Here is a 24,002-nt window from a genome sequence, read left to right as displayed (position 1 = left end):
AAGGTGGTCAGCCATGTCAGCTGCTCCCGCTCAGACGTCCTTCTCCCACGTGGTGCGGGTCGACCCGCCGGAGCTCGCCAAGCCCTCCGGCTTCGCCCACGCCGTGCGCGCTGAAGGGACCGTGAGCGTGCACCTGTCGGGGCAGACCGCCCTGGGTGCCGACGGCCGGATCGTCGAGGGCGACATCGTCGTGCAGTTCGAGCAGGCGCTCACCAACCTGCTCACCGCGCTGCGCGCCGCCGGCGGTGAGCCGAGCGACCTCGTCGAGTCGACCGTCTATCTGCTCGACATCCCCGGCTACCAGGCGCGGGGCGCCGAGATCGGCGCCGTGTGGCGCCGCCTCATCGGCCGCAGCTACCCCGCGATGACCGGGGTGGGCGTCACCGGGCTGTGGCAGCGCGAGGCGCTCGTGGAGATCTCGGGGACGGCGGTGCTGGCGCCGCGATGAGCGCGTCGGCGTGGCGGCCGGCCGGGCCCCGCAGGGCCTGGTCGGCCGCCACGAACAGCTGCTCGGCCCGCAGGCCGGGCCAGTCGGCGGGCAGCAGGTCGAGCGGCAGGCCCGGGTCGAGGTAGGGCAGGCGCCGCCACGCCGTGAGCATCGGCAGGTACGCGCGGTAGGCCGCCTGCGGGTCGAGCGAGAGCGCACGCAGGGCGTCGTCGTCGTCAAGAGCGGAGAACCGCTCGCTGAAGGTCGCGCACGACTCGGCGACGGGGTCGAGGTCCCACCAGGTGGCGACCTTCGCGGCGAGGTCAGCGCCCGCTCCCGGGAGCGCGTCCACCGTGCTCGCCCGGAACAGGTCGACGAACTCCGTCAGCCCCCGGCGCGCCAACGCCACCCGCGTCTGCTCCACGAGGTGCCCGGGCGCCACCCACACCCCGGGCGCCACGGTGCCGAAGCCCAGCTGGGTCAGGCTCGTGCGGAGCTGGTGGCGGCGGTCGCGCTGGCTCTCCGGAACGGAGAACACCGCGAGCAGCCAGCCGTCGTCACGTCCGGCGCGGCGCCGCCCGAAGATGCGGGCGTCACCCTCGACGAGCAGTTCCACCGCCGACGACGACAGCGCGTACCCAGCAGCGCCGTCGCGGCGTTCCGCCTCGAGCAGACCGCGCCGCTTGAGGCGCGAGAGCGCCGAGCGCACCGCCGGCTCCTCCACACCGAGGTCGGCGAGGAGCCGGATCAGCGCGGCCACGGAGAGCCACCCGCCACGCGAACGCGCGTGCAGCCCGAAGAGGGTGAGCGTGAGCTGACCGGGGGCGCCGGCATCGTCGCCGACCACGTCCGGGGCGGCGTCCTGCGTCACGGTCATCGACGATAACCCGTGGACCACACTCCCCTTCGTGATCATGGACTTCCGGAGCACTTTCCCGCCGTGATCATGGGCGTGACGAACACCGCCACAGGGGCGTGTACGTAACGTCCATGATCACGGAGGGTGGGGTGGTCAGTGGGCGCGGAAGGCCTCGGCGAGCCACCAGGAGCCGCCGTCCTCGGCCACCTTGGCGTCGAGCACCAGCGGCACGTCGCGCGGACCGGCCAGCCAGTCGTCGAGCACCTTGAGGTCGGCCACCGACCTCACCACGTGCGCCTCCGCCCCGGCGCCGCGGGCGAGCGCCGCGAGGTCGATGTCGGGGAACCGCACCTGGGTGGTGTCGGCGCCCGCAGGGCCGAAGTGGTGGACCTCGGCACCGTACGCGGCGTCGTCGTAGATGACGATCACCGCGCCGATGCCGAGCCGCACCACGGTCTCCAGCTCGGAGGCCCCCATGAGGAAGCCACCGTCGCCCGTGCCGAGCACCGGCAGCCGGTCAGGGCTCGCGAGCGCGGCGCCGACCAGCGTCGCGAGACCCAGCCCGACGCACTGGAACGACTGCGTGAAGCAGAAGCCCTGCTCGTCGGGCACCGACAGGTACGCGCTGGGGTAGCCCATGAAGTTGCCCGAGTCGGTGGCCAGCACGCGTTCGAGAGGTAGGCGGCGGTCGAGCTCGCGGCTCAGCACGCGCGGGTCGATACGGGCGTGGCCGTCGTCGTCCTGAGTGACCTCGTCGAGCACGGGGACGTCCGCCCAGCGGGCACGCTCCGCGATGGCCGCGCGCACCTCTGCCGTCCGGTACCCGAGCCCCGTGCGCGGCGCAGCCCGCAGCGCCGACAGCACGGCAGCCGCCGTCTCGCCGACGTCGCCGAGCACCGGCAGGTCGATGGCGCGCTGCACGCCGAGCTGCTCGACCTCACGGTCGACCTGCACCACGCGGACGCCGTCGGGCAGGAGGCGGCCGTGGCGCGTCGTCCACTGGGTGAGGCTCGCGCCGAGCGCCACCACCAGGTCGGCGCCGGCCACGAGCTCAGCGGTGAGGTCACTGGCGAAGCCGCCGCAGATGCCCAGGTCGAAGTCGTCGCCGGTGAACAGGCCCTTCGCCACCGCGGTGGTGGCGAGCAGCGCACCGGAGGCCTCGCCCAGGGCGCGCAGCACCTCGCCGTGGCCGCGCGCGCCACGCCCGGCCAGCAGCACCGGCCGCTGCGCGTCGCGCAGGGCCGCGGCGAGGGCGTCGACGGCGGACTGCGCCGGCCGCGCGGGCACGGCGGCCGGCGGCGGCACGAGCGCCTCGACACGCGCCGCGGCACCCTCGGGCGCGGGCGCTGCCTGCACGTCGAGCGGCATCGACAGCACCACGGTGCGGCGCTGCTCGGACGCGGTGCGCCAGGCGCGGACGACGTCGTCGACAGCGCTGGCGGGGCTGTGCAGCCGCTCCGGCACGGCACCGACGGCCGCGACCAGAGCGTCGGCGTCGACCCTGAAGTTGGAGCGCACCTGGTACCCGGCCACGTCAGCCGCGAGCACGAGCACCGGCGTGCGGCTCTTGGCCGCCTCCGCGATGCCGGTGAGCGCGTTGGTCAGGCCGCACCCCTGGTGGAGGGTGACGACGGCGACGCGGCCGGTGGTGCGCGCGTGGGCGTCGGCCATGGTCGCCGCGCCGCCCTCGTGGCGGGCCGCGGTGAACGGCACTCCGGCCTCGACGAGGGCGTTGGTGACGTCGAAGTTGCCGCTGCCCACCACGCCGAACGCGCGATCCGCGCCGAGCTTGGCGACCGCGCGGCCGACGAGCTCCGCGACGCTCATCACCCCTGCACTGCTCGCCAGCCCACTCATCAGCCCTGCTCCACCAGCGCGAACACGCGCGCCGGGCTCCCGGTACCGCCGACGATCGGCAGCGGCGCCACGACGAGCACCGCACCGGTCACCGGCAGCCTGTCGAGGTTCTGCAGCTGGGTCAGGCCGTACTTGTCGTGCCCGAGCAGGTGGTGGTGCGCGGGGAACGGCGGGGTGAAGCCGCCCGCGGCACCGGCGTCGATGCCGACCGTCTCCACGCCCAGACCGACGATGCCGCGCTCGGTGGCGAGCCACAGGGAAGCGTCCGCCGAGGGACCGGGCGTGTGCGGGCCGTTCTCGTCAGCGTTGAGGAAGGCCTTCGCGTCACTGTTGCGCGCTGACCACCCGGAGCGCAGCAGCACCCACGCGCCGTCCGGCAGGCGGCCGTGCTCGGCCTCCCACTTCTCGAGGTGCTCGGGCTCCAGGAGGAAGTCGGGGTTCTCCGCCACCTGGGCGGAGATGTCGACGACGACGGCGGGCGCCACCAGCCGCGCCGGCGGCACCTTGTCGACCGTGGCGCCGTCACGCCCGGTGGCCCAGTGGGACGGCGCGTCCAGGTGCGTGCCCGTGTGCTCACCGGTGTGGATGTTGTTCCAGCCCCAGAACGGCCCGGCGTCGTCGAAGTCGCTGACGGGCTCCAGGCTCAGCGGGATGGTGTTGGCGAACGGCGGCGGCAGCTGCAGCACCGGGGTGCTCGGGCTCAGTGGCGCGGTGAGGTCGATGACCTCGACGGCGCCGCCGGTCAGAGCCGCGGTGAGATCGCTCAGGGTCGACATGGCTGCTCCTGCGGGTCGGTTGACTGGGAGTGGTTGGCTGGGACTCGATGCCGGATTGGTGCCGGGTTGGTGCGTGCGGCGCACGCTAGGCGCCCCGCCTGCGAGCGGCTATCCCGAGAGCGTTGCCCGACGCGGAGCACCGCCGCGCTGCGGGGATAGTCGGCCGCTGCCACCGCGCCTAGCGTCGCCGCGCATGAGCGCTGCGCAGCACACCCGGACCGGGCAGGACGAGGCTGACGTCGTCGTCGTCGGGGGTGGGGTGAACAGCCTGGTCGCGGCGGCGGAGCTGGCCGGGGCGGGGTGGTCCGTCGTCGTCGTCGAGGCAGCGCCGCACCTGGGTGGGTTCATCGCCTCCGGCGAGGTCACCGCGCCCGGCTACCTGCACGACGTGTACTCCTCGTGGCACCCGCTGTTCGTGACCGGCGGTGCGTACGCCGCGCTCGGGGCGGACCTGCACCGGCACGGCCTGGAGTACGCGAACACCGACGGGCCGCTGACGGCGAGCGTCACCGACGACGGGCGGGTGTCGCTGGCGCACCGCGACCCGGCCGCCACGGCCGCCGGGTTCGAGCACCCCGAGGACGGACGCGCGTACCTGAAGCACCTCGACGACTTCGGGCGTCGCGCCGCCGGGATCGGCGGGCTGCTCGGCAGCGAGCTGCGCTCGCCACGGGCGCTCGGACCGGTAACTGCGTTGCTACGGGCCGGTGGTCCGCGAGACAGCGAGGCGCTGCTGCGCGACGCCGCCACGAGCGGACGCGACTGGGCGCGGCGGGAGTTCCGCGGGCACGAGGTCGACCACCTGTGGTCGCCGTGGCTGCTGCACGCCGGGCTCTCCCCCGACCACGCCTCCGGCGGCCTGATGATGCCGGTCTTCGCGGCGACGCTGCACGGGGCCGGGCTGCCCGTCGTCGTCGGTGGGGCGGGGAGGTTCGTGGAGGCGTTCTCGCGGCTGCTGGCGGAGCGGGGCGTGCGGGTGATCACGGGTGAGCGCGTCGAGCGCGTGGTGGTGGAGGGCGGCCGCGCGGTGGGCGTCTCGCTGGGCGGCCCGTCGGGCGGCTCGGTGGGGGGTCAGATCCTGCGGGCGCGCAAGGCCGTGCTGGCGTCGGTGACGCCGTCGGCGCTGTACGGGTCGCTGCTGCCGGCGGGGTCCGTGAAGCCTCAGGTCACGTCGGAGGCGGAGAAGTTCCGCCACGGACGCGCCGCCATGCAGGTGCACGTGGCGCTGTCCGGACCGGTGCCGTGGAGCGACGCACGGCTGCGCGACGTGCCGCTCGTGCACGTCTCCGACGGCTCCGGGAGCACGGGGATCGCGTGCGCGCAGGCGGAGGCGGGGCTGCTGCCGGCCCGGCCGACCGTGGTGGTGGGCCAGCAGCACCTGCTCGACGCGTCGCGCGTGCCGGCGGGCACGGCGGCGCTGTGGCTGCAGCTGCAGGAGCTGCCGTTCACGCCGTCCGGCGACGCCGCGGGGCTGCTGGACGTCAGCTCTGGTTGGACGCCGGAACTGGCGCGCGAGTACGCCGGGCGGGCGCTGGACCGGGTCGCGCAGCACGCTCCGGGGCTGGAGGCGCTCGTCGTCGGGCTGCACGTCATCAGCCCGGTCGACCTGCTCGCGCACAACGCGAACGCCGTCGCCGGTGACCCGTACGGCGGGCAGGCAACCATCGACCAGAGCTACCTGTGGCGGCCGCTGCCCTCGTCGGGGCGGCACCGCACGCCCGTGCCCGGGCTGTGGCACATCGGCGCGTCGACGCACCCGGGGCCGGGGCTGGGCGCGGGGTCGGGGCACCTGGTGGCGCAGACGCTGCTGCGCCCGTCCCGCCGACCGCGCTTGCGCCGCCCCTGACCCCCACCGTGATCATGGACGCTGTGCACAGAGAGGGTCGTGATCATGGGGGTTGTGCACGTCGCGCCCTGCCGGGCACCCAGCTGCTGCGCACAACGTCCATGATCACAGTCAGTTCCGTGCACAACTCCCATGATCACGGCCAGAGGGCGGGGGTCAGGCGGGCGCCGGACGCAGGCCCTTCTTCTCCAGGCGCGGCATCACCTCGGCGGCGAAGTGCTCCAGCTCGCCCGTGTAGTCGACGAACGACATCGTGATCCCACCGAAGCCCGCCGTCGCGAACTTCTCGATCTCGTCGGCCACCTCGTCCGGCGTCCCGATGATCGGACAGGTCCCGTGACCAGCGGCGAAGCGCCCGCGGAACGTCGCGAGCATCTCCGGCGAGAACGACTGCGCGTGCATGCCCTGCAGCCGCATGAGGTTGTCGACGGCGGCCCAGTCGGCGTTCTCCTCCGCGTAGTACCGCAGGTACTCCTCCGCCTCGGCGTGCGTGGACCGGCACACCACGTGCGTCGGCGTCAGCACCCCGGGCGACCGCCCCAGCGCCCGCCCCGCCGCGGTCACCTCCGCGACCACCGAAGCCCCCTGCTCCGGGCCGGCGACGATGGTGAAGACGAAGTCGGCGTTGCGCGCCGCGAACGCCTTGCCCTGCGGACTCGACCCGGCGTTGAGGATCGGCACCCGCCCCGCAGCCGGCTTGGGGCTGGACTCCACGCCGCGCAGGTCGAAGTACTCCCCCGGCAGGTCGTAGCGCCCTTCACGCGACCACAGCGTGGCCACCGCGTCGAACCACTCCTGCGCGTAGGCGTAGCGGGCGTCGTGCGCGGTGGGCAGGTCCACGCCCATCGCCTCGTACTCGGGCTGGTTCCACCCGGCCACCACGTTGAGGCCCACGCGTCCGGGTGCCATCGCGTCGATGGTCGCGAGCTGCTTGGCCACCACCACCGGGTGGTTGAACGCCGTGTGCACCGTGGCGAACGCCGTCAGCCGCTTCGTGGCGGCCACGATCGCCGTCGCCCACGGGATCGGCTCGAGCACGCTCTCGTGGAAGTTGGTCTCGCCGCCGTAGCCGATGAGCCGGGCGATCGGCAGCACGAAGTCGATGCCGACCTCGTCGGCCAGCTTCGCCATCGCCAGGTTGTCCTCCCACGACGCCGACCAGCGCTCGGGGATCTTCGTGACGGCTAGGCCACCCGAGCAGTTCGAGGAGAACAACCCCAGGCGGAAGTGGCTCGCGGAGGTGATCGGTGTGCTCATGCTGCGGGAGGATGCGCGCATGCCCACGGGGCCCGCTATCCCGCGAGCGACGCACTGTCCAGTCGAGGTTCTCCACTGACGGAGGTCCCGTGAACGTCCTCACCCCGCGCCTCGCGGCGCACCGACTACTGGCCACCACCGACCTCGACGAGGCCCGCGAGGGCGTCGCGGGTGAGCTGTGCCCTCACGACCTCTTCCCCCGCGGTCGGTGGGCTCACGACGACGACGAGCGCGGCCGAGGTGGCTTCTCACTGCGCCACCACCGCGCGCCCTTCGCGGAGGTGGCGCTGCACTGGATCGACTACGGCTCCGACGTCGAGGTACGCGTGGCGGGGATGCCGTTCTGGCTCGTGCAGGTCCCCCTGGCGGGGGCGGCGTCGGTGGACGACGGCGGTGGCGGTCGTGGCACGCGGCGCGGTGTCGCCGTCGTCGGGTCGGCCCTGGTGTGCGGGCCCGGTTCGCCGTGGCGGATGCGGTACGCCCCGGGCACCCCGCGCGTGATGCTGCAGGTGCCGTCGGCGCTCGTGCACCGTCGGCGGGAGATGGCGGGCCTGGCCGGGCTCGCGGGGCGGGCCACAGCGGGGGCTGGGATCGCACCCGTCCTGGACCTGACCACGGGCGCCGGAGCGGCGTTCCGCCGGCTGCTCGACGTGGCCCTCGACGACGTCGAGGCGCTCGGCAGCGCCGGCCCGGTGCCGCTGGCCACGCGGTCGCTCGCCGTCGCCCTGGTCGACTCCCTGATCAGCGCGCAGCACGCCGCCAGCGGGGGCGAGGAGCCGGGCGCGCTGCGCGCCGCCGCCAACCGCAGCTGCGTGGCGCGCGCGGTGCGGTACGTGGAGGAGCACTGCGACGAGCCGCTGACCACGGCCGACATCGCCGCCGCGGTGGGCGTGGGGGTCCGGGCGCTGCAGGCGGGCTACGCCCAGCACCTCGGCGAGACGCCGATGGCCCACCTGCGGACCGTACGGCTGCACCGCGTGCGGGAAGACCTGTCGGCCGGGGCTGCCGAGTCCGTCACCGAGGCCGCGGCCCGCTGGGGGCTGACGCACCTGGGCCGGCTGTCGGTGCAGTACCGGGAGGCCTTCGGCGAGTCTCCCAGCGCCACCCTGCGCCGCACTCGCTAACCCCTCCGTGATCATGGACTTCCGAAACACTTCCCACCGTGATCATGGACGGTCGGCCACCTCTTGCGGGTGGCCGACCGTCCATGATCGAGCCTGTTGCGAAATGCGATCTGAGGCGACCTGCGCTGAGAATCACCGCAGGTCAGAGCTTTGCCCTCATGCGCCGAAGGGCCCGAAATGGCCATTTCGCAACAGGCTCGATCACGGTGGGAAGCGTGAGGGTCAGGGGACAGGCACGCGGGGCGCAGCCACCTGGGAACTCGCCGGCTTGAGCACGGTCGTGCGCAGCACCGGGTATGCGATGAGCACCGCCACGAGCGCCACCACGAAGCCCAGCGGCGTGACACCGGTCTCTTGCAGCACCCCGCCGAGCACCGAAGCACCGACCACGGAGAGGACACCGGCCCAGTTCACCGCTTCGGTCTCCGCCGGGTGGGCCACGCGCCGTCCGCGAACGATGAAGAAGTCAGCGATGATCACGCTGGCCAGCGCCGTCGTCGTGACGCCCAGGAGACCCAGGTAGCTGCCGATGAGGCCGAGGATGTCTCCGGCGACCATCGCCAGCGCCACGAGGTTGCCGATCACCACCATGACCACCCGGCTGGGGCTTCGCCCGACGATGCCGTCAGCGAGGTTGGTCAGCGCCAGCGACCCGCTGTAGGTGTTGAGCACCTGCGCCTTGACCTGCGCGACGTACATCAGCACGAAGCCGAGCCCACCGGCCAGCACCACGAAGAACGCGCCCGCATTGTTGGCGATCATCCACGCCACCTTGTCGGCCACCGTCTCGCCACCCTGGGTGGCTGCCACGGCCGGGTTGGCCGTGAGGAACTCGGTGACGACACCCGAGCCGGCGTGCACGATGACCGTCCCGAGGACCACGGCAACGACGTCGATCATGATCGCGCCACCGACGGCGAGGATGCCGACGTCCTTGGTGGAGCGGGCGTACCGCGCGAAGTCGGCGTCGACAAGAGCCAGCGCCCCCGCTGAACCCGCGAGAATCGAGAGCACCGTGGTGAACCGGGTGACGTCACTGTCGAAGCCCGGCACCACCGGACCGCCGGAGAACACCTGACCCAGCGTCATCCCGGACTGGTTGAGCGCCACGAACGTCAGGACCACCGTGAGCGCCACGAACGCGACCAGCAGCACCGTCGAGGTGCGCTGCACGATCGGCAACCCGAAGACGGTCAGCCCGATCCACGCCAGCGTCAGCAGCCCGTAGATGGCGATGGCGTTCGCCGTCGTCGGCGCCCATCCGAACATGAACAGCGTGCCGTAGTAGAGCAACGCGTTCTCCAGCGCGAGAAAGCCCAGGATCATGAACGCGAAGATCAGGGAGGCCAGCGCCGAGCCACGCGTGCCCAGCCCGTAGAAGCGCGCGGTCACCGTGCTGGACGTGCCCGACCGGTACGACACGTGCCCGACGAGCCACCCCAGAACACCACCGAAGATGGCGACGACGACGCCCGCCGCCAGGCCCGCCCACACACCGGCGATCAGCGTGACGGTGCCGCCGATGGCGAGCTGGATGAGGGTCGAGGCGATGCCGGCGGTGTTGGTCATCAGGCCCCAGCCCGAGCGGCGCTCGGACTCGGGGACCGCGGTGAGCGCGTGGTCCTCCATGCGGCTCCGCAGGGCCGCATCCGTGGGAGTGCTGTCAGCCATCGTCCGTCCTTCAGGGAGAGGGTGGCTCGAGCTGGTCGAGGTGACCCCGGACGCTAGGGACGGCGCGGGAGGGCCACCATCCGCCGGACGCACGCGCTGTCCGGATTCCGCACAGCGCAGCCCACCCCCACTTCCCCAACGTGATCATGGACTTCCGAAGCACTTTCCCAACGTGATCATGGACGGTCGGCCACCTCACCGGGTGGCCGACCGCCCATGATCACGGCGAGACGATGCGAGGGCGGGACGGGACGGAGACCACGGCAAGGCCAAGGCCCGTCGTGAACGCGAGCAGGTGACCGACGTTGGTGAAGTCGGTGTCGGCACTGATGAGCACCACGAGCGTCGCCAGCCCTCCGACCACGTAAACCCACCGCCACCACCGCGGGACGACGGCGGCGAGCAGCCCCGCCACCCCCGCGAGGGCGTAGCTGACGCCGACGTCCGGCGCCGTCACGACGCTGTGCGAGACGAACCCGCGCCTCACCCCGGCCGCCAGGAACGTCGCGACGAGCAGCGTGGCGCCGACGTGCCCGAACAGTGCCGCGACCACCGTGGACGAGCGCCCGATCCAACGGCTGCACAGCGTCATGACGACGACGAGCGGCACGAGCAGCAGCACCTCGGCGCGGGTCTGCACGACGAACGCGGACAACAGCAGCACCGCAGCCGGCGTGTGCCGGAGGTTCTCGAGGTTGGTGCTCGCCGCGAGCACTGCCGCGCGATGCGCCGCGGGCGCCAGCTGGCTGAGCACCACCGCAACGACGACCACGAGGCCGGAGTACGCGAGGGCGAGCTCGCTACCCCACGCCCATCGTGGCCACCAGCGCCCGGGCGCGCCCCACGGCCGGGCGGGACGAGCGACGCCGTCCTGCCCGGGCGAGGGCACGCCGACGCTGGTCACCGGCTGGTCACCAGGTGGCGTGGACGTGCTCGCGGATGCGCTCGTCGTAGATGCGCTCGATAGCTGCCAGCACGTCGTCGTCGAGCGGCGCCACCGACGCCGCGGCAGCGTTGCCGCGGGCCTGCTCGGGGTTGCGGGCCCCGGGGATGGCGGCGGTCACGCCGGGCTGGTCGAGGATCCACCGCAGCGCGAGCTGGGCCGTGGTGACACCGTCCCCGGCCTCGCTCGCGAGCGCCGCGACCTTGCGCGCCGCCGCCACGCCCACCTCGTACGGGACGCCCGAGAACGTCTCACCCTTGTCGAACTGCTCGCCGTTGCGGTTGAAGCTCCGGTGGTCGTCGTCGCCGAACTGCGTGCTCTCGTCGTACTTGCCCGTGAGCAGCCCCGACGCCAGCGGCACGCGCGCGAGGATCCCGACACCGGCCTCGGCCGCCGCAGGCAGCACCCGCTCCAGCGGCTTGCGCCGGAACGCGTTGAGGATGATCTGCACGCTCGCCACACCAGGACGGGCGATCGCCGTCAGCGCCTCCTCGACGGTTTCCACCGAGACGCCGTACGCGGCGATGGCGCCGTCGGCCACGAGCTTGTCGAGGGCGTCGTACACGGCGTCGTCGGAGTACACCGGGGTCGGCGGGCAGTGCAGCTGCACGAGGTCGAGCCGCTCCACGCCGAGGTTCTTCCGCGACCGGTCCGTCCACGCGCGGAGGTTCTCCGCGGTGTACGCCGCCGGCACGTGCGGGTCGGCGCGACGCCCGCACTTGGTGGCCACGAACGGCCGGTCCGTCTCGGGCAGCTCCCGCAGGAACTGCCCGATGAGCTGCTCGCTGCGCCCGTCGCCGTACACGTCCGCGGTGTCGAAGAGCGTGACGCCGCTTTCCAACGCCGCATGCAACGTGGCCGTGGCGTCGGCGTCGCTGACGTCGCCCCAGCCGCCGCCGATCTGCCAGCACCCCAGGCCGATCACGCTGACCTGCGCTCCGGTGCGCCCGAGCGTCCGCGTCTCCATCGTCGTCATGGTCCGCACGCTACGACCCGCCCGCTGTGAACGCTCTCAGAGGACCCTGGGACGACGACGGCCAGCAGCCCCCGCCCACGATCAAGCGAGTTTGCGCCACTCGGCCAGCGCGAGTGGGGAATCGGACGTCCGGTGAGGAGCCTCCCGTCCGCATCCGGCCCTGGAAGCGGACATCAGGCTCCCCACCGGGCCTGAGGCTCCCCCGTCATCGAGCAGGCAGGCGCCTCCCACACCGACGATGACGCGCCTGCCTCTGCGCCACCGGGCGGTCGGGCCTCCATGCCAGGCTGGATCCCGTGGACATGAAGCTCGAGCTGGTGCCGCTGCCCGTCTCCGACGTCGACGCCGCCAAGGCCTTCTACGCCGACAGTCTCGGCTTCACCGTCGACGTCGACGTCACCCCCGCACCGGGCATCCGCGTGGTGCAGGTGACACCTCCGGGTTCTAGCTGCTCGCTCGGCTTCGGCACCGGCCTGCCCGTGTACGGCGGCGAGCCAGGGTCGGTGCGCGGCCTGCACCTCGTGGTCAACGACATCGAGGCCGCCCGCGCTGAGCTGCTCGGCCGGGGCGTTGACGTCGGCGACATCACCGACGCTGGCGGCGGCGTGCTCTACGCGGGCCTGCACGACCCGGACGGCAACTCCCTCGTGCTGCAGCAGATGCCCTGGCGCACGGGCGACGCCTTCTGAGCACGGCGGAAATCCGCCGATCCGCCCCTTCGCCCGAGTTCCTGCCCCATGAACCGAGTTCCCGCCCCATCGAGGGACGCGATGGGGCGGGAACTCGCGCGAAGGGGCGGAATTCCGGCTGATGAGGCGGGTCGGCCCAGCGCAGCGGCCGACGGCCGACCGCGCCCGCGCCCGTCGTCGTCGTCGTCCAGCAACCAACGGCCAGCGTCAGCGAGCAGCGGGAGCAGACGAAGCGGCGCCCTGGTCGGTCGGTGCGGCGAACTGCGCCTCGTACAGCCGCGCGTACGCGCCGCCCGCGGCCAGCAGCTCGGCGTGCGTGCCCTGCTCCACCAGCCGGCCCGCCTCCATGACGAGGATGAGGTCGGCGTCGCGGATGGTCGAGAGCCGGTGGGCGATGACGAACGCCGTCCTGTCCTTGCGCAGCTCGCTCATGGCCCGCTGGACCAGTAGCTCGGTGCGCGTGTCCACCGAACTGGTGGCCTCGTCGAGGATGAGCAGCTTGGGCCGCCGCAGGAACGCCCGCGCGATGGTGAGCAGCTGCCGCTCGCCCGCGGAGAGGTTGGAGGCCTCGTCGTCGATGACGGTGTCGTACCCGTCCGGCAGAGACCTCACGAACCGGTCCGCGAGCGCGTCACGGGCGGCCTGCTCGACCTCGGCCTCGGTGGCGTCGGGGCGTCCGTAGCGGATGTTGTCGCGGATGGTGCCGCCGAACAGCCACGTGTCCTGCAGCACCATGCCGGTCGCTGCCCGCAGGGCGGCCCGGGGCAGGTCGCGCACGTCGACGCCGTCCAGGAGGATCCGACCGCCGTCCACCTCGTAGAACCGCATGATGAGGTTGACCAGCGTGGTCTTGCCGGCGCCGGTGGGTCCGACGATGGCGACCGTCTGGCCTGGCTCGGCGACCAGCGACAGGTCTTCGATCAGCGGCTCGACTCCCGGATCGGTGGCGTAGCTGAACGAGACGCGCTCGAACTCCAGCCGCCCCGGACCGTCGACCAGCGCTGAGGCGGACGCCGCCGAGTCCGGCGACTGCTCCTCGGCGTCGAGCAGCTCGAACACCCGCTCCGCGCTGGCCACCCCCGACTGCAGGAGGTTGGCCATCGACCCGAGCTGCGCCAGCGGCTGCGTGAACTGGCGGGAGTACTGGACGAACGCCTGCACGTCACCGATGCGCAGCGAGCCACCAGCCACCATGAGCCCACCGACGACGGCGATGCCCACGTAGACGAGGTTCCCCACGAACGTCAGCGCCGGCATGATCAGCCCGGACACGAACTGCGCGCCGAAGGCGGCGTCGTGCAGCTGCCCGTTGGTCACGGCGAAGCGGTCCGCCACCTCCCGGCGCCGCCCGAACACCTTGACCAGTGCGTGGCCGGTGTAGGCCTCCTCGACCTGCGCGTTGAGCTCACCGGTGTGCTTCCACTGGGCCACGAAGAGCTTCTGCGACCGCTTGGCGATGAACCCCGTCACCACCACCGTCAGCGGGATGGTGACCAGCGCCACGAGCGCGAGCACCGGCGAGATCCACACCATCATGACGATCACCCCGACCACCGTCAGCAGCGACGTCACGAGCTGGCTCAGCGTCTGCTGCACGGTCTGGGAGATGTTGTCGATGTCGTTGGTGACGCGGCTGAGCAGCTCACCGCGGGGCGTGCGGTCGAGGTGCGAGAGCGGCAGGGCGTTGATCTTGCGCTCGACGTCTTCCCGGAGCCGGTAGACCGTCCGCTGCGTCACGCCGGCGAGCACGTACCCCTGCAGCCACCCGAGCAGGCTGGACGCGACGTACAGCGCGAGCACCAGGGTCAGCAGCGCACCAAGCGCCCCGAAGTCGACGCCCTGGCCGGGCGTGAAGTCGACCGTGCGCAGGAAGTCGGCCTCCGACCCCTGCCCTGCGGACTGCAGCTGGGCCAGCACGGCGTCTCGCGTGGTCCCCTCGGGGAACCGCACGCCAACCGCCCCGGCCACCACGAGGTCGGTGGCCCTGCCGAGCAGCTTTGGGCCCGCCACCGCCAGGGCCACCGAGGCGGTTCCGACGACGACGACGAACGCGATCCACGCCCGCTCCGGCCGCAGCCGCGCGAGGAGCCGCTGGGTGCTGGGCCAGAAGTCCTTCGACTTCTCGGCCGGCATCGCCATGCCCATCATCCCGCCGCCGCCCATCGGGCCCCGGCGCATGCCGGGGCCCCCAGGTCCTCCCGGGCCGCCAGGTCCTCCGGGTCGGGGGGCCGGGATCGGCCGGGCGCCGCTCACGCCGCACCTCCCGCAGCCCCTGCGCCAGCGCCAGCCACGGCATCGGCTGCGGACAGCTGGCTCGTGACGATCTCCTGGTACTCCGCGGAGGTCTCCAGCAGCTGCGCGTGCGTGCCGCGCGCCACCACCCGCCCGTGCTCCAGCACGAGGATCTGGTCGGCCGAGACCACCGTGGCCACCCGCTGGGCGACGACGATCCGCGTCGCCTCCCGCACGCCCTCGGCGGCGTCGAGCGCGGCGCGCAGGCGGGCGTCGGTGGCGGTGTCGAGGGCGCTGAACGCGTCGTCAAAGACGTAGACCGCCGGTCTCTTGACCAGGGCGCGGGCGATGGCCAGCCGCTGTCGCTGCCCACCGGAGACGCTCGTGCCGCCCTGGGTGACCGGCTCCTCGAGCTGGCCCGGCATCGCCCGGACGAAGTCGGCGGCCTGCGCGATCTCCAGGGCCTCCCACAGCTCCGCGTCGGTGGCGTCGGGACGGCCGAAGCGGAGGTTGGAGGCGATGGTGCCGGCGAACAGCAACGCCCGCTGCGGCACCAGGCCGATGCGGTCCCACAGCACGTCGGGGTCGAGCCGGCGCACGTCCACACCGTCGACGAGCACCTCACCGCCCGTGGCGTCGAAGAGCCGGGGCAGCAGGTTGACGAGCGTGGTCTTGCCGCCGCCGGTGGAGCCGACCACCGCCGTCGTCGTCCCCGGAGCGGCCGTGAAGGTGATGTTGTGCAGCACCGGCTCCTCGGCGCCGGGGTAGCAGAACGTGGCGCCGCGCAGCTCGACGGTGCCGCGCAGCGCGGAGTCGAGATCGGCCTCGCGCACCGCGGCGGAGGCAGCGGGCGGCACCACGGACGGCTCGGCGCCCAGCACCTCCCCGATCCGGTCCGCGGAGACGGCGGCGCGCGGCAGGAGGAACGCGAGCATCGTCGTCATCATCACGGCCATGAGGATCTGCACGAGGTAGGAGATGAACGCCGTGAGCTGGCCGATCTGGAGGTCGCCGTCGGCGATGCGGTAGGCGCCGAGCCACACGACGGCCACCGTGGAGGCGTTCATGACGAGCATCACCGTGGGGAACATCAGCGCCATGAGCCGCCCGGCCCGCAGGGCGGTCTGCGTCAGATCCGTGCTGGCCGCGGCGAAGCGCTCCTCCTCCACGGGCTCGCGGACGAAGGCGCGGACCACACGGACCCCGGTGAGCTGCTCGCGCAGCACCCGGTTCACCCCGTCGAGGCGGACCTGCATGAGCCGGAACTGCGGCACCATCCGCGCGACGATCGCGCCGACCGCCCCCAGCAGCACCGGGACGGCGACGACGAGCACCCACGCCATGCCGACGTCCTGGTGGAGCGCCAACGCGACCCCGCCGACGGCGGTGATCGGGCTGGTGACCAGCAGCGTCGCGCCCATGAGCACGAGCATCTGCACCTGCTGCACGTCGTTGGTGGTGCGGGTGATGAGACTCGCGGCCCCGAAGCGCCCGACCTCGCGCTCGCTCAGCGCCGCCACGTGCCCGAAGACGGCGGCGCGCACGTCGCGCCCGAAGCCCATGGCCGTCTTGGCGCCGAAGTACACGGCGACGACGGTGGCCGCCACCTGCCCGAGCGTCACCAGGAGCATCCACAGGCCCGTGACCAGCACGTAGTGCGTGTCTCCGGTGACGACGCCCTTGTCGATGATGTCGGCGTTCAGCGTCGGCAGGTACAGCGAGGCGAGGGTCTGCAGGGTCTGGAAGACGACGACGCCCGCCAGCAGTGACCAGTACGGGCGCAGGTAGCGCCGCAGGAGCTGAAGGAGCACGCGGCCCACCTCCACGGAGTCGGGGCGGCTCGGCTTCCGGACGGCCGGTTGCCCCGGCGAACGAGGCTAGGGCTCGGGTCTGACAGTCGCCAGGACTTTCCGCTGTGGGCGATCCCCCACCCCCGCTCCCCACCCCCGTGATCATGGACTTCCGGAGCACCTTCCCCCCGTGATCATGGGCGTCCGCCACCCTACGGATCCGTAAGGTGGCCAGCGTCCATGATCACGGCGGGGTTGGGGAGGGGCGGGAGCCGACCAGGCGCGCCGTCGCCGTCGCCGTCGTCACGGCTGCAAGCACCGGCACCAGCAGCGTCGTCGCACTGCCGGTGAACTCCAGCAGCAGCACGGTGGCGGTCAGCGGAGCACGCTGCGTCACGCTCAGCACCGCCGCCGCCCCGACCACCGCGAGCGCCGACGCCGGCGCTCCCGGCCACAGCTGCGACCAGGCCGCAGCCCCCAGCAGTCCGAGCAGCGCACCCAGTGCAACCGCGGGCGTGAGCAGGCCACCCCTCGCCCCTGAACCGAGACACAGGGCAGTGGCCAGAGGCCGGGCGACCAGCAGCAACACGGCAGTGACCAGTCCCAGCTGTCCGACGAACGCCAACTCGGCGGGCGCGCGCCCGTTGCCGAGCACCTGCGGCAGCGGGACGGCGACCAGCCCGACCACCGCGAAGGCCAGCGTGGTGGCCACCGGCAGCCGCCACCCGCGCGGCGCCAGCCGTCGTGCCCATCCGGCGAGCGCGCGGAACGCGAGGCCCACCCCTGCCGCGAGAGGGCCGACGACGACGGCTGCCACCACGAGCGACGCCGTCGGCGACGTGAGGTGGCTGACGGTGAAGACGTGTCCCATCCCCACGAACGGCCAGGCCACCATGGCAGCGATGACCGACGTCGCGACAGCGGAGAGCACCGCGACCGGTGCCAGGGTGGTCAGCAGTACCTCGAGGGTGAACAACGCTCCCCCGAGCGGCACGTCGTAGACAGCAGCGAGCCCGGCGCCGGCGCCGCACGCGAGCAGCACCCGCTGCGCCTGAGCTTCCAGCCCGCACCGCGCCGCCAACCAGCCGCCCGCCGCCGCACCGACCTGACGCGGGGCACCTTCGCGCCCCAGCGATGCGCCCGCCCCCACGGCCACCACCTGCAGCACCGCGTCCGCCGCCGTCGATCGCAGCCGCATCCGCCCGCCAAGAGGCCCGCCGACGACGTCCTCCGCCTCGCGCACCGGCGACGTCCATCGCTGCAGCGCCCACCAGCCGAGCCCCACCGCGAGACCGCCAGCAGCCATCGCCGCTACCCGCCGGGCGGGGTCGGCGGCGACCACGGCCGCTCCGAAGCCGTGGTCGAACAGACCGTAGGCGAGGTGCTGGACGAGCCGCAGCACCCCCATGAGCGCCGCCCCAGCGAGTCCGGCGACCACGCCGGTGGCCGCCACGGCGGCGGCCCACCTCAGCGGCAGCGGCACGCGGCCACCCAACCACACCGCCCCGACCGTGATCATGGACAGTCGGCCACCTGGGTGGTGGCCGACTGTCCATGATCACGGCGGGGAAGCGGGCCAGAGCGCAGCGGCGCGTCGGTAGCGTCACCTCGTGGGCATCGACGGCACCTGCGGGACGGTGCTCGCCGTGGTCGGGGGCCTCGTCGTCGCCCTGTTGATCTGCTGGCTGCTGCTGCTCGCCGTCCTCTGGCGCGTCTCGCAGGGGCAGACCACCTGGCGCGATGCGCTGCGGCTGCTCCCCGACCTACTGCGTCTGGTGCGCCGCCTCGCCGCCGACCGGACCCTGCCGCGCGGCGTCCGCGTGCGCCTGTGGCTGCTGCTCGGCTACCTGGCGCTCCCGTTCGACCTCGTGCCGGACGTGCTGCCGGTAATCGGCTGGGCGGACGACGTCGTCGCCGTCGTCCTTGTCCTGCGGTCCGTGGTGCGCCGCGCGGGGCCGCAGGCCCTGGAGCGGCACTGGCCGGGCACGCCCGAAGGGCTGGCGGCCGTCCGCTCCGTCTGCGGACTCGCCCCAGCCTGACAGCGGCTGACAGCGCGTGGCAAAGGCATAATCACCGACAGTGATCGAGGGGCGCGATGGACAGCCCAGTCGTAGCGTCGGGGCGCACGACCGAACGAGAGAGCAGGAGGAGACCGTGGTGGACTTCAAGGGCCTCGCGGACAAGGCCAAGGACCTCGCCGGCAAGCACCCCGACCAGGCGGACCAGGCGGTCGAGAGGGGCGGCGACGCGATCGACGCCCGGACCGGCGGCAAGTACGCCGACAAGGTCGACATCGGCCAGGAGAAGGCGAACACCTTCCTCGACGGCCAGGGCGACGCGCGCGGCGGAGAACCCCGCAGCTGACGCGACAGAGGGCACGCAGGGCCTGGTCCTGCGTGCCCTTGGTCGCGTCTGCGTGCGGGTCAGGCCTCGGGCAGCACCACGGTCGGACGCAGGTCGGCCGCGGGCGGCAGCCACGACGCCGGGTCAGCCAGCACCTGCTCGCCGGAACGGATGTCCTTCACCTCGTGGGAGCCGTCCTCCTGCGAGAACCACACGAACGGCACCCCGCGCCGGTCGGCGAAGCGGATCTGCTTGCCGAACTTCGCCGCCGTCGGCGACACCTCAGCAGCCACGCCGCGCGCCCGCAGCGCACTCGCCACCCGGTCGGCGTCACGGCGGTGGGCCTCGTCGGCGACGGCGACGACGACGACGGTCGGCGTGGGGCGGCTGGCGCGCACGGCGCCCTTGCCCAGCAGCGGGATGATCGCCCGCGTCACGCCGAGGGAGATGCCGACGCCGGGGTACACGTCGCGGCCGTCATCGGCGAGGGCGTCGTAGCGACCGCCCGAGCAGATCGACCCGAGCGACTCCCAGCCGCGCATGCGCGTCTCGTAGACGGTGCCCGTGTAGTAGTCCAGGCCGCGAGCCACGGACAGGTCGGCGACGACGGCGACGCGGTCCGCGGGGAGGTCGTCGACGGCGGTGAGCACCGCCAGCAGCTCCTCCAGGCCCTGGTCGAGCAGCTCGTGGCTGACGCCGAGCGCCCTCACGGACGCCACGAGGTCACCGGCGCCGGCACGGACCTGCGCGAGAGCGAGCGCCCCGTCGGCCTGGGCCTGCGTGAGCCCGGCCTGGGCGAGCAGGTCGGCCACACCGCGAGCGCCGACCTTGTCGAGCTTGTCGACGGCCCGCATCGTGGCCCCGATCGACCCCGTCAGGACGTCACCCTCAAGCCCCAGCCCGCGGTAGAAACCCTCCACCAGCCGGCGGTTGTTGACCTGCAGCGTCACACCCGGCAGCGGCAGCCGCGCGAGGGCCTCGCCCATGACGCGGGCCATGTCGGCGTCGTGGTGGACGGCGAGGGTGCCCCTGTCGACGACGTCGATGTCGGCCTGCGTGAACTCGCGGTAGCGACCCTCCTGCGGGCGCTCACCCCGCCACACCTTCTGGATCTGGTAGCGGCGGAAGGGGAACTGCAGGTGACCCGCGTTCTCGGTCACGTAGCGCGCGAACGGCACCGTGAGGTCGAAGTGAAGCGCCAGATCGTCGGATGAACCGCTCTCCTCGCCGGCCTCGGCCTGGAGCCGACGGACGACGTAGACCTCCTTGTCGATCTCGCCCTTGCGCAGCAGCACCGACAGTGGCTCCACCGCGCGGGTCTCGATGTTCGAGAAGCCGTGCAGCTCGAACACCTCGCGCAGCACGTCGAGCACGTGCTGCTCGACCAGGCGGGCCGACGGCAGCAGCTCGGGGAAGCCGGACAGCGGGGTGGGGCGGGCCACAGGGGTTCTCCAGTCTCGGACGGGTCGTCAGTGCAGCAGGGTGTCAGCGGGTCGTCAGCGCGGCAGGAACGGGTTGACCGCGCGCTCGCGGCCGATGGTGGTGACGGGGCCGTGACCGGGCAGCACGAGCCTGTCGTCGGGCATCGGGAGGACGACGTCGCGCAGCGACCGGGCCATCGCGGCGGGGTCGCCACCGGGCAGGTCGCAGCGGCCGATGCTTCCGGCGAAGAGGACGTCACCGGCGAGCACCGTCGACGTCGTCGTCATCACCACCCGCTCCGCACCGGCGAGCGCCCCGGACAGGACGTCGGGCGCCTCGTCGAGGCTGAGCACGGTCGAGCCCTCGGTGTGGCCGGGGGCGTGCTGGACCCGCAGGGACAGGCCCGCGATCTCCAGCACCTGGTCGGCCACGAGGTCGCGCACGTCGTCGGGCTCCTCCCAGCGCGCCGCGGGGCCGAATTGCTGCTCGAGCATGGCTCGCAGCGGTGCGGACAGGTCGGCGAGCGGGTCGCGCAGGCGGTACCTGTCGTCGCCGTGCACGAGCGCGGGCACGCCGCCGCTGCCCGCCGCGCCGGAGCGGCACACCGGGGTCACCGACCAGACGTGGTCGGCGTGGCCGTGGGTCAGGACGACGGCGGCCGGGCGCAGCCGGTGCTCGAGAAGCTCCGCGCGCAGGCGGTCCAGCACGTCGAAGCCGGGGTCGACGACGATGCACTCCTGGCCCCGGCCCGTCGCCAGCACCCAGCAGTTGGTGCCCATGACGGTGTCGGGGATCGCGGACGCCAGCACGCGGGGAGCCTAGTCAGGACCCGGCTCGATGCCGCGCCGTAGACTCCCCGGGGCCCGTTCGTCCAGCGGGAGCGCAGACGACCGGCTCACGACGAGGCCGCAGGAGGTGAGGGGCGGCATGCCACCCAGCAAGAGCGAACGCGAGCGCGACTACGAGCGACGGCGCCACCAGGCGTGGCAGCGACGCCAGGCGGCCAAGGCCGCCGAGCGGCGCCGCCGCCGGAACACCGCGATCGCGGCGACGCTGGTCGTCGTCGTCCTGGCGGGTATCGCCGTCGTCGCGTGGTTCAGCTTCCGTCCCTCCGCAGCTGACGAGGCCGCGGCTCCCGGCGCGAGCCCCAGCGCAGCGGCTACCACCAGCGCCTCGCCGCCGGCCAACGCCTGCCCGGCGCCCACCTCGACGCCCGACGCCTCCGCCACCCAGCTCTCCTCGGCCCCCGACCCGTCGGTGGCCCAGGGGCGCACCTGGGCCGGCACGCTCGTCACGTCGTGCGGAGACATCGGCGTCGAGCTCGACGGCGCGAAGGCGCCGCGAGCCGTGGCGTCGTTCGTGACCCTGGCCCGTGACAACTTCTTCAACGGCACGCCCTGCCACCGCCTCACGACGTCCGGCATCTACGTGCTGCAGTGCGGTGACCCCACCGGCACCGGCACCGGCGGCCCCGGTTACACGTTCGGGCCGGTGGAGGCCGCCCCGTCTGACAACGTGTACCCGGCCGGCACCATCGCGATGGCCCGCCGCGGCAGCGACGGCGACAGCCAGGGCAGCCAGTTCTTCCTCGTCTACCAGGACTCGACCATCCCGTCGGACACGGCGGGCGGGTACACGGTGCTCGGCCGCATCACCAGCGGTCTGGACGTCGTGCAGCGGGTGGCCTCCGCCGGTGACGACGGCAGCAACGGCCCCGGAGACGGCAAACCGACCACCCCGATCAGCATCGAGCAGGTGACTGTCCAGTGAGCGACCAGACGACCCCCACCCCCGCCATCGGCGAGGAGGCTGGAGACGCCGTGACCGAGCCCACCACCACCTCGGAGCGCCCCGAGGTGGCCGAGGTCGCCGCGGCCCTCCAGGAGGCCGCGGCGCAGGAGAGCGCCGAGCCGACCGGCGAGCCGGCCTCCGAGCCGAGCGACGCTGCCGACGCACCCGCGGACGCCGCCGAGGCACCCGCTGCCGAGGCCGACGCCACCAACGAGCCGAGCGACGCCGCGGAGCAGGCTCCGACCGACGAGGCAGCGGAGCAGGCTCCGACCGACGAGGCAGCGGAGCAGGCTCCGACCGACGAGGCAGCGGAGCAGGCTCCGGCCGACGAGGCGGCGGCTGCGGCCGCCACCCCCGCCCCGGGGGCACCCAAGCCCGGCGGTGGCGGCGGGCGCGGCCGTCCAGCGCCCAAGCCGCGTCGCGCACCGCGTCCGCACGCACCGACGACGCGCCCCGCCGTCCGTCCCCCGTCGGACCCCACGCCCTGGGGTCGCATGGACGCCGAGGGCGTCGTGTGGGTCCGCACCGCCGAGGGTGAGCGTCAGGTCGGCACCGTCGTCGACGCCACCGAGGCCGAGGCGCTGGCGCACTACGGGCGCGAGTTCGACGCCCTGGTCGCTCAGGTCGACATCGCCGAGCAGCGGCTCATGTCCGCCGAGGTGGCCCCCGGCGAGGTCGTCGGGCAGCTGCGCGCGCTGCGTGGCTCCCTGGCCGACGTGCTGGCCGTGGGAGACCTCGAGGGCCTCGCGCAGCGCACGCGTGACCTGGAGGCCGTGGCCGCCGCCCGCCGCGAGGAAGCCGACGCCGCCCGAGCTGCGGCCCGTGAGGCCGCGCTGAGCGCGCGCAACGCCATCGTCGAGGAGGCCGAGCAGATCGCGGCCGTCGACCCCGAGCGCATGCAGTGGCGCCCCAGCGGTGACCGCCTGCGGGAGCTGCTCGACGCGTGGAAGGACGCCCAGCGCGCCCAGCGCCTCGACAAGAAGTCCGAGGACGACCTCTGGAAGCGGTTCAGCGCCGCCCGGACGAGCTTCGACAGGGCCCGCCGCGCGTACTTCTCGGCCCTGGAGGAGCGCAACTCCGAGGCGAAGCAGACCAAGGAAGAGATCGTCATCGAGGCCGAGTCCCTCGCGACCTCCACCGCCTGGGGCCCGACGTCCACCGCGTACCGCCAGCTCATGGACCGCTGGAAGGCGGCCCCGCGCGGCTCTCGCAAGGACGACGACGCCCTGTGGGTGCGCTTCCGCGCCGCCCAGGACGCGTTCTTCGCGGCGCGCACCGCGGCTAACGAGGCCGAGGACGAGTCCTTCCGCGGCAACCTCGCTGTCAAGGAGGAGCTGCTCGTCGAGGCCGAGAAGCTCCTCCCGGTCACCGACGCGCGCTCGGCGCGCCGGGCGCTGCGCTCGATCCAGGAGCGGTGGGACGCCGCCGGCAAGGTGCCCCGTGCCGACCTCCAGCGCGTGGAGAAGCGCCTGCGGGCCGTCGAACAGGCCGTCAACGACGCCGAGGGCGCCACCTGGAAGCGGACCAACCCCGAGGTCAAGGCCCGGGCCGACAGCGCGGTCCAGCAGCTGGAACGCGTCGTCGCCGACCTCGAGGCAGACCTGGCCGCCGCCCGCGCCAAGGGAGACTCCCGCGCCGAGGCGAAGGCGCAGATCGCGCTGGAAGCGCGCCGGCTGTGGCTCGAGACCGCGCGCCGCACCGCGGAGGAGGCGTCCGGCTGATCGGGCCGGCCCGCTGCGTTGCTGTTAAGGGCCGCTGAGGACCCGCCGCCAGGCGGGTCCTCAGCGGCCCTCAGGCATGAACGGGGCATTGTCATGGGCGGGGCGTTGTCTTGAGTGAGCGGCAGCGCTACGACTCGAGTCGGGGTGCCTGTGGACGGCGCCAGCGGGAGGACGGCGTTTCCGGGCAGGCTGCGCGTGTGGTCTCCCCCGCCCTTGCCTGGCTCCTCGCTCCACACAGCAGCCCAGGTAGCACCTCAGGTCTGTCCACCAGTGACGTC

General features: G+C 73.2%; 20 protein-coding genes. 8 read left to right on the top strand and 12 right to left on the bottom strand.

The genetic code is table 11. The annotated features are described in order from the left end of the window. Positions 1-13 precede the first annotated feature (13 nt). Entirely contained in the window at positions 14-448 is a 435-nt protein-coding gene (locus BXY45_RS11215) for a RidA family protein (RefSeq protein WP_109774569.1), read from the top strand. Here the strand turns inward: BXY45_RS11215 and BXY45_RS11210 are convergent. The 3 genes from BXY45_RS11210 to BXY45_RS11200 form a co-directional block, all read right to left on the bottom strand. Next, positions 381-1,304 carry a PaaX family transcriptional regulator C-terminal domain-containing protein gene (locus BXY45_RS11210; RefSeq protein WP_109774568.1) on the bottom strand — a complete coding sequence of 308 codons (924 nt, stop codon included), beginning with the start codon at positions 1,302-1,304 and terminating at the stop codon, positions 381-383. The genes BXY45_RS11215 and BXY45_RS11210 overlap by 68 nt on opposite strands. 135 nt (positions 1,305-1,439) lie before the next feature. Then, positions 1,440-3,113 (bottom strand): thiamine pyrophosphate-binding protein, encoded by a 1,674-nt coding sequence (locus BXY45_RS11205; RefSeq protein ID WP_109774567.1) that lies wholly within the window; start codon positions 3,111-3,113, stop codon positions 1,440-1,442. A gap of 29 nt (positions 3,114-3,142) precedes the next feature. Then, positions 3,143-3,919 carry a cyclase family protein gene (locus tag BXY45_RS11200; RefSeq protein WP_109774566.1) on the bottom strand — a complete coding sequence of 259 codons (777 nt, stop codon included), beginning with the start codon at positions 3,917-3,919 and terminating at the stop codon, positions 3,143-3,145. 193 nt (positions 3,920-4,112) lie between these two features. Here BXY45_RS11200 and BXY45_RS11195 point away from each other — a divergent pair, with 193 nt between their 5' ends. Then, complete coding sequence (locus BXY45_RS11195) at positions 4,113-5,765, top strand: phytoene desaturase family protein (protein WP_109774565.1); 1,653 nt, start codon at positions 4,113-4,115, stop codon at positions 5,763-5,765. 156 nt (positions 5,766-5,921) lie between these two features. Here the strand turns inward: BXY45_RS11195 and BXY45_RS11190 are convergent, their stop codons facing one another. Beyond that, positions 5,922-7,022, bottom strand: coding sequence for an LLM class flavin-dependent oxidoreductase (locus tag BXY45_RS11190; protein ID WP_109774611.1), 1,101 nt, complete (start codon positions 7,020-7,022; stop codon positions 5,922-5,924). 89 nt (positions 7,023-7,111) lie between these two features. On the opposite strand from BXY45_RS11190, the gene BXY45_RS11185 reads away from it, so the two are divergent. Next, on the top strand, positions 7,112-8,146 hold the full coding sequence (locus BXY45_RS11185; RefSeq protein ID WP_170131458.1) for an AraC family transcriptional regulator: 1,035 nt from the start codon (positions 7,112-7,114) through the stop codon (positions 8,144-8,146). Between the two features lie 222 nt (positions 8,147-8,368). On the opposite strand, the gene BXY45_RS11180 is transcribed toward BXY45_RS11185, so the two are convergent. From BXY45_RS11180 to BXY45_RS11170, 3 genes are all read right to left on the bottom strand, one after another. Then, a complete protein-coding gene (locus BXY45_RS11180; RefSeq protein WP_211319467.1) occupies positions 8,369-9,817 on the bottom strand; it encodes a purine-cytosine permease family protein in 1,449 nt (482 codons plus the stop codon). Between the two features lie 220 nt (positions 9,818-10,037). After that, complete coding sequence (locus BXY45_RS11175) at positions 10,038-10,721, bottom strand: rhomboid-like protein (protein ID WP_109774563.1); 684 nt, start codon at positions 10,719-10,721, stop codon at positions 10,038-10,040. Between the two features lie 7 nt (positions 10,722-10,728). Beyond that, entirely contained in the window at positions 10,729-11,727 is a 999-nt protein-coding gene (locus BXY45_RS11170) for an aldo/keto reductase (RefSeq protein WP_172601946.1), read from the bottom strand. A gap of 305 nt (positions 11,728-12,032) precedes the next feature. On the opposite strand from BXY45_RS11170, the gene BXY45_RS11165 reads away from it, so the two are divergent. After that, a complete protein-coding gene (locus tag BXY45_RS11165) occupies positions 12,033-12,425 on the top strand; it encodes a VOC family protein (protein ID WP_109774561.1) in 393 nt (130 codons plus the stop codon). Positions 12,426-12,632: 207 nt separating this feature from the next. Here BXY45_RS11165 and BXY45_RS11160 read toward each other — a convergent pair whose 3' ends face one another. From BXY45_RS11160 to BXY45_RS11150, 3 genes are all read right to left on the bottom strand, one after another. Then, on the bottom strand, positions 12,633-14,570 hold the full coding sequence (locus BXY45_RS11160) for an ABC transporter ATP-binding protein (RefSeq protein WP_425468323.1): 1,938 nt from the start codon (positions 14,568-14,570) through the stop codon (positions 12,633-12,635). 104 nt (positions 14,571-14,674) lie between these two features. Beyond that, positions 14,675-16,468, bottom strand: coding sequence for an ABC transporter ATP-binding protein (locus BXY45_RS11155; protein WP_109774609.1), 1,794 nt, complete (start codon positions 16,466-16,468; stop codon positions 14,675-14,677). Positions 16,469-16,691: 223 nt separating this feature from the next. Further along, the gene (locus BXY45_RS11150; RefSeq protein ID WP_109774559.1) at positions 16,692-17,966 is read right to left on the bottom strand and encodes a chloride channel protein; all 1,275 of its coding nucleotides are present in this window, start codon (positions 17,964-17,966) and stop codon (positions 16,692-16,694) included. 97 nt (positions 17,967-18,063) lie between these two features. Here BXY45_RS11150 and BXY45_RS11145 point away from each other — a divergent pair, with 97 nt between their 5' ends. After that, positions 18,064-18,486: a DUF1232 domain-containing protein gene (locus BXY45_RS11145; RefSeq protein WP_425468322.1), complete on the top strand. Its 423-nt coding sequence runs from the start codon at positions 18,064-18,066 to the stop codon at positions 18,484-18,486. 115 nt (positions 18,487-18,601) lie between these two features. Then, the gene (locus tag BXY45_RS11140; protein ID WP_109774558.1) at positions 18,602-18,811 is read left to right on the top strand and encodes an antitoxin; all 210 of its coding nucleotides are present in this window, start codon (positions 18,602-18,604) and stop codon (positions 18,809-18,811) included. 59 nt (positions 18,812-18,870) lie between these two features. Here BXY45_RS11140 and hisS read toward each other — a convergent pair whose 3' ends face one another. Next, entirely contained in the window at positions 18,871-20,232 is a 1,362-nt protein-coding gene (hisS, locus tag BXY45_RS11135) for a histidine--tRNA ligase (protein WP_109774557.1), read from the bottom strand. 54 nt (positions 20,233-20,286) lie between these two features. Beyond that, entirely contained in the window at positions 20,287-21,021 is a 735-nt protein-coding gene (locus BXY45_RS11130; protein ID WP_245961756.1) for an MBL fold metallo-hydrolase, read from the bottom strand. 118 nt (positions 21,022-21,139) lie between these two features. Between BXY45_RS11130 and BXY45_RS11125 the strand changes: the two genes are divergently transcribed. Both BXY45_RS11125 and BXY45_RS11120 read left to right on the top strand, forming a co-directional pair. Further along, a complete protein-coding gene (locus tag BXY45_RS11125; protein ID WP_109774556.1) occupies positions 21,140-21,982 on the top strand; it encodes a peptidylprolyl isomerase in 843 nt (280 codons plus the stop codon). Then, complete coding sequence (locus BXY45_RS11120) at positions 21,979-23,724, top strand: DUF349 domain-containing protein (RefSeq protein WP_245961755.1); 1,746 nt, start codon at positions 21,979-21,981, stop codon at positions 23,722-23,724. Before BXY45_RS11125 ends, BXY45_RS11120 begins: the two co-directional genes overlap by 4 nt. Positions 23,725-24,002 lie beyond the last annotated feature (278 nt).

The organism is Quadrisphaera granulorum (assembly GCF_003149145.1).
GTDB lineage: Bacteria > Actinomycetota > Actinomycetes > Actinomycetales > Quadrisphaeraceae > Quadrisphaera > Quadrisphaera granulorum.
Note: the sequence above shows the minus strand (reverse complement) of the source record. Positions and strands in the feature narration are given on the sequence as shown.

What these genes read in the sequence shown, in the direction of transcription:
- BXY45_RS11215 (WP_109774569.1), top strand. Translation starts at nt 14, where the DNA reads ATGTCAGCTGCTCCCGCTCAGACGTCCTTCTCCCACGTGGTGCGGGTC.
- BXY45_RS11210 (WP_109774568.1), bottom strand. Translation starts at nt 1,304, where the DNA reads ATGACCGTGACGCAGGACGCCGCCCCGGACGTGGTCGGCGACGATGCC.
- BXY45_RS11205 (WP_109774567.1), bottom strand. Translation starts at nt 3,113, where the DNA reads ATGAGCGTCGCGGAGCTCGTCGGCCGCGCGGTCGCCAAGCTCGGCGCG.
- BXY45_RS11200 (WP_109774566.1), bottom strand. Translation starts at nt 3,919, where the DNA reads ATGTCGACCCTGAGCGATCTCACCGCGGCTCTGACCGGCGGCGCCGTC.
- BXY45_RS11195 (WP_109774565.1), top strand. Translation starts at nt 4,113, where the DNA reads ATGAGCGCTGCGCAGCACACCCGGACCGGGCAGGACGAGGCTGACGTC.
- BXY45_RS11190 (WP_109774611.1), bottom strand. Translation starts at nt 7,022, where the DNA reads ATGAGCACACCGATCACCTCCGCGAGCCACTTCCGCCTGGGGTTGTTC.
- BXY45_RS11180 (WP_211319467.1), bottom strand. Translation starts at nt 9,817, where the DNA reads ATGGCTGACAGCACTCCCACGGATGCGGCCCTGCGGAGCCGCATGGAG.
- BXY45_RS11170 (WP_172601946.1), bottom strand. Translation starts at nt 11,727, where the DNA reads ATGGAGACGCGGACGCTCGGGCGCACCGGAGCGCAGGTCAGCGTGATC.
- BXY45_RS11160 (WP_425468323.1), bottom strand. Translation starts at nt 14,570, where the DNA reads ATGGGCATGGCGATGCCGGCCGAGAAGTCGAAGGACTTCTGGCCCAGC.
- BXY45_RS11150 (WP_109774559.1), bottom strand. Translation starts at nt 17,966, where the DNA reads ATGATCACGGTCGGGGCGGTGTGGTTGGGTGGCCGCGTGCCGCTGCCG.
- BXY45_RS11125 (WP_109774556.1), top strand. Translation starts at nt 21,140, where the DNA reads ATGCCACCCAGCAAGAGCGAACGCGAGCGCGACTACGAGCGACGGCGC.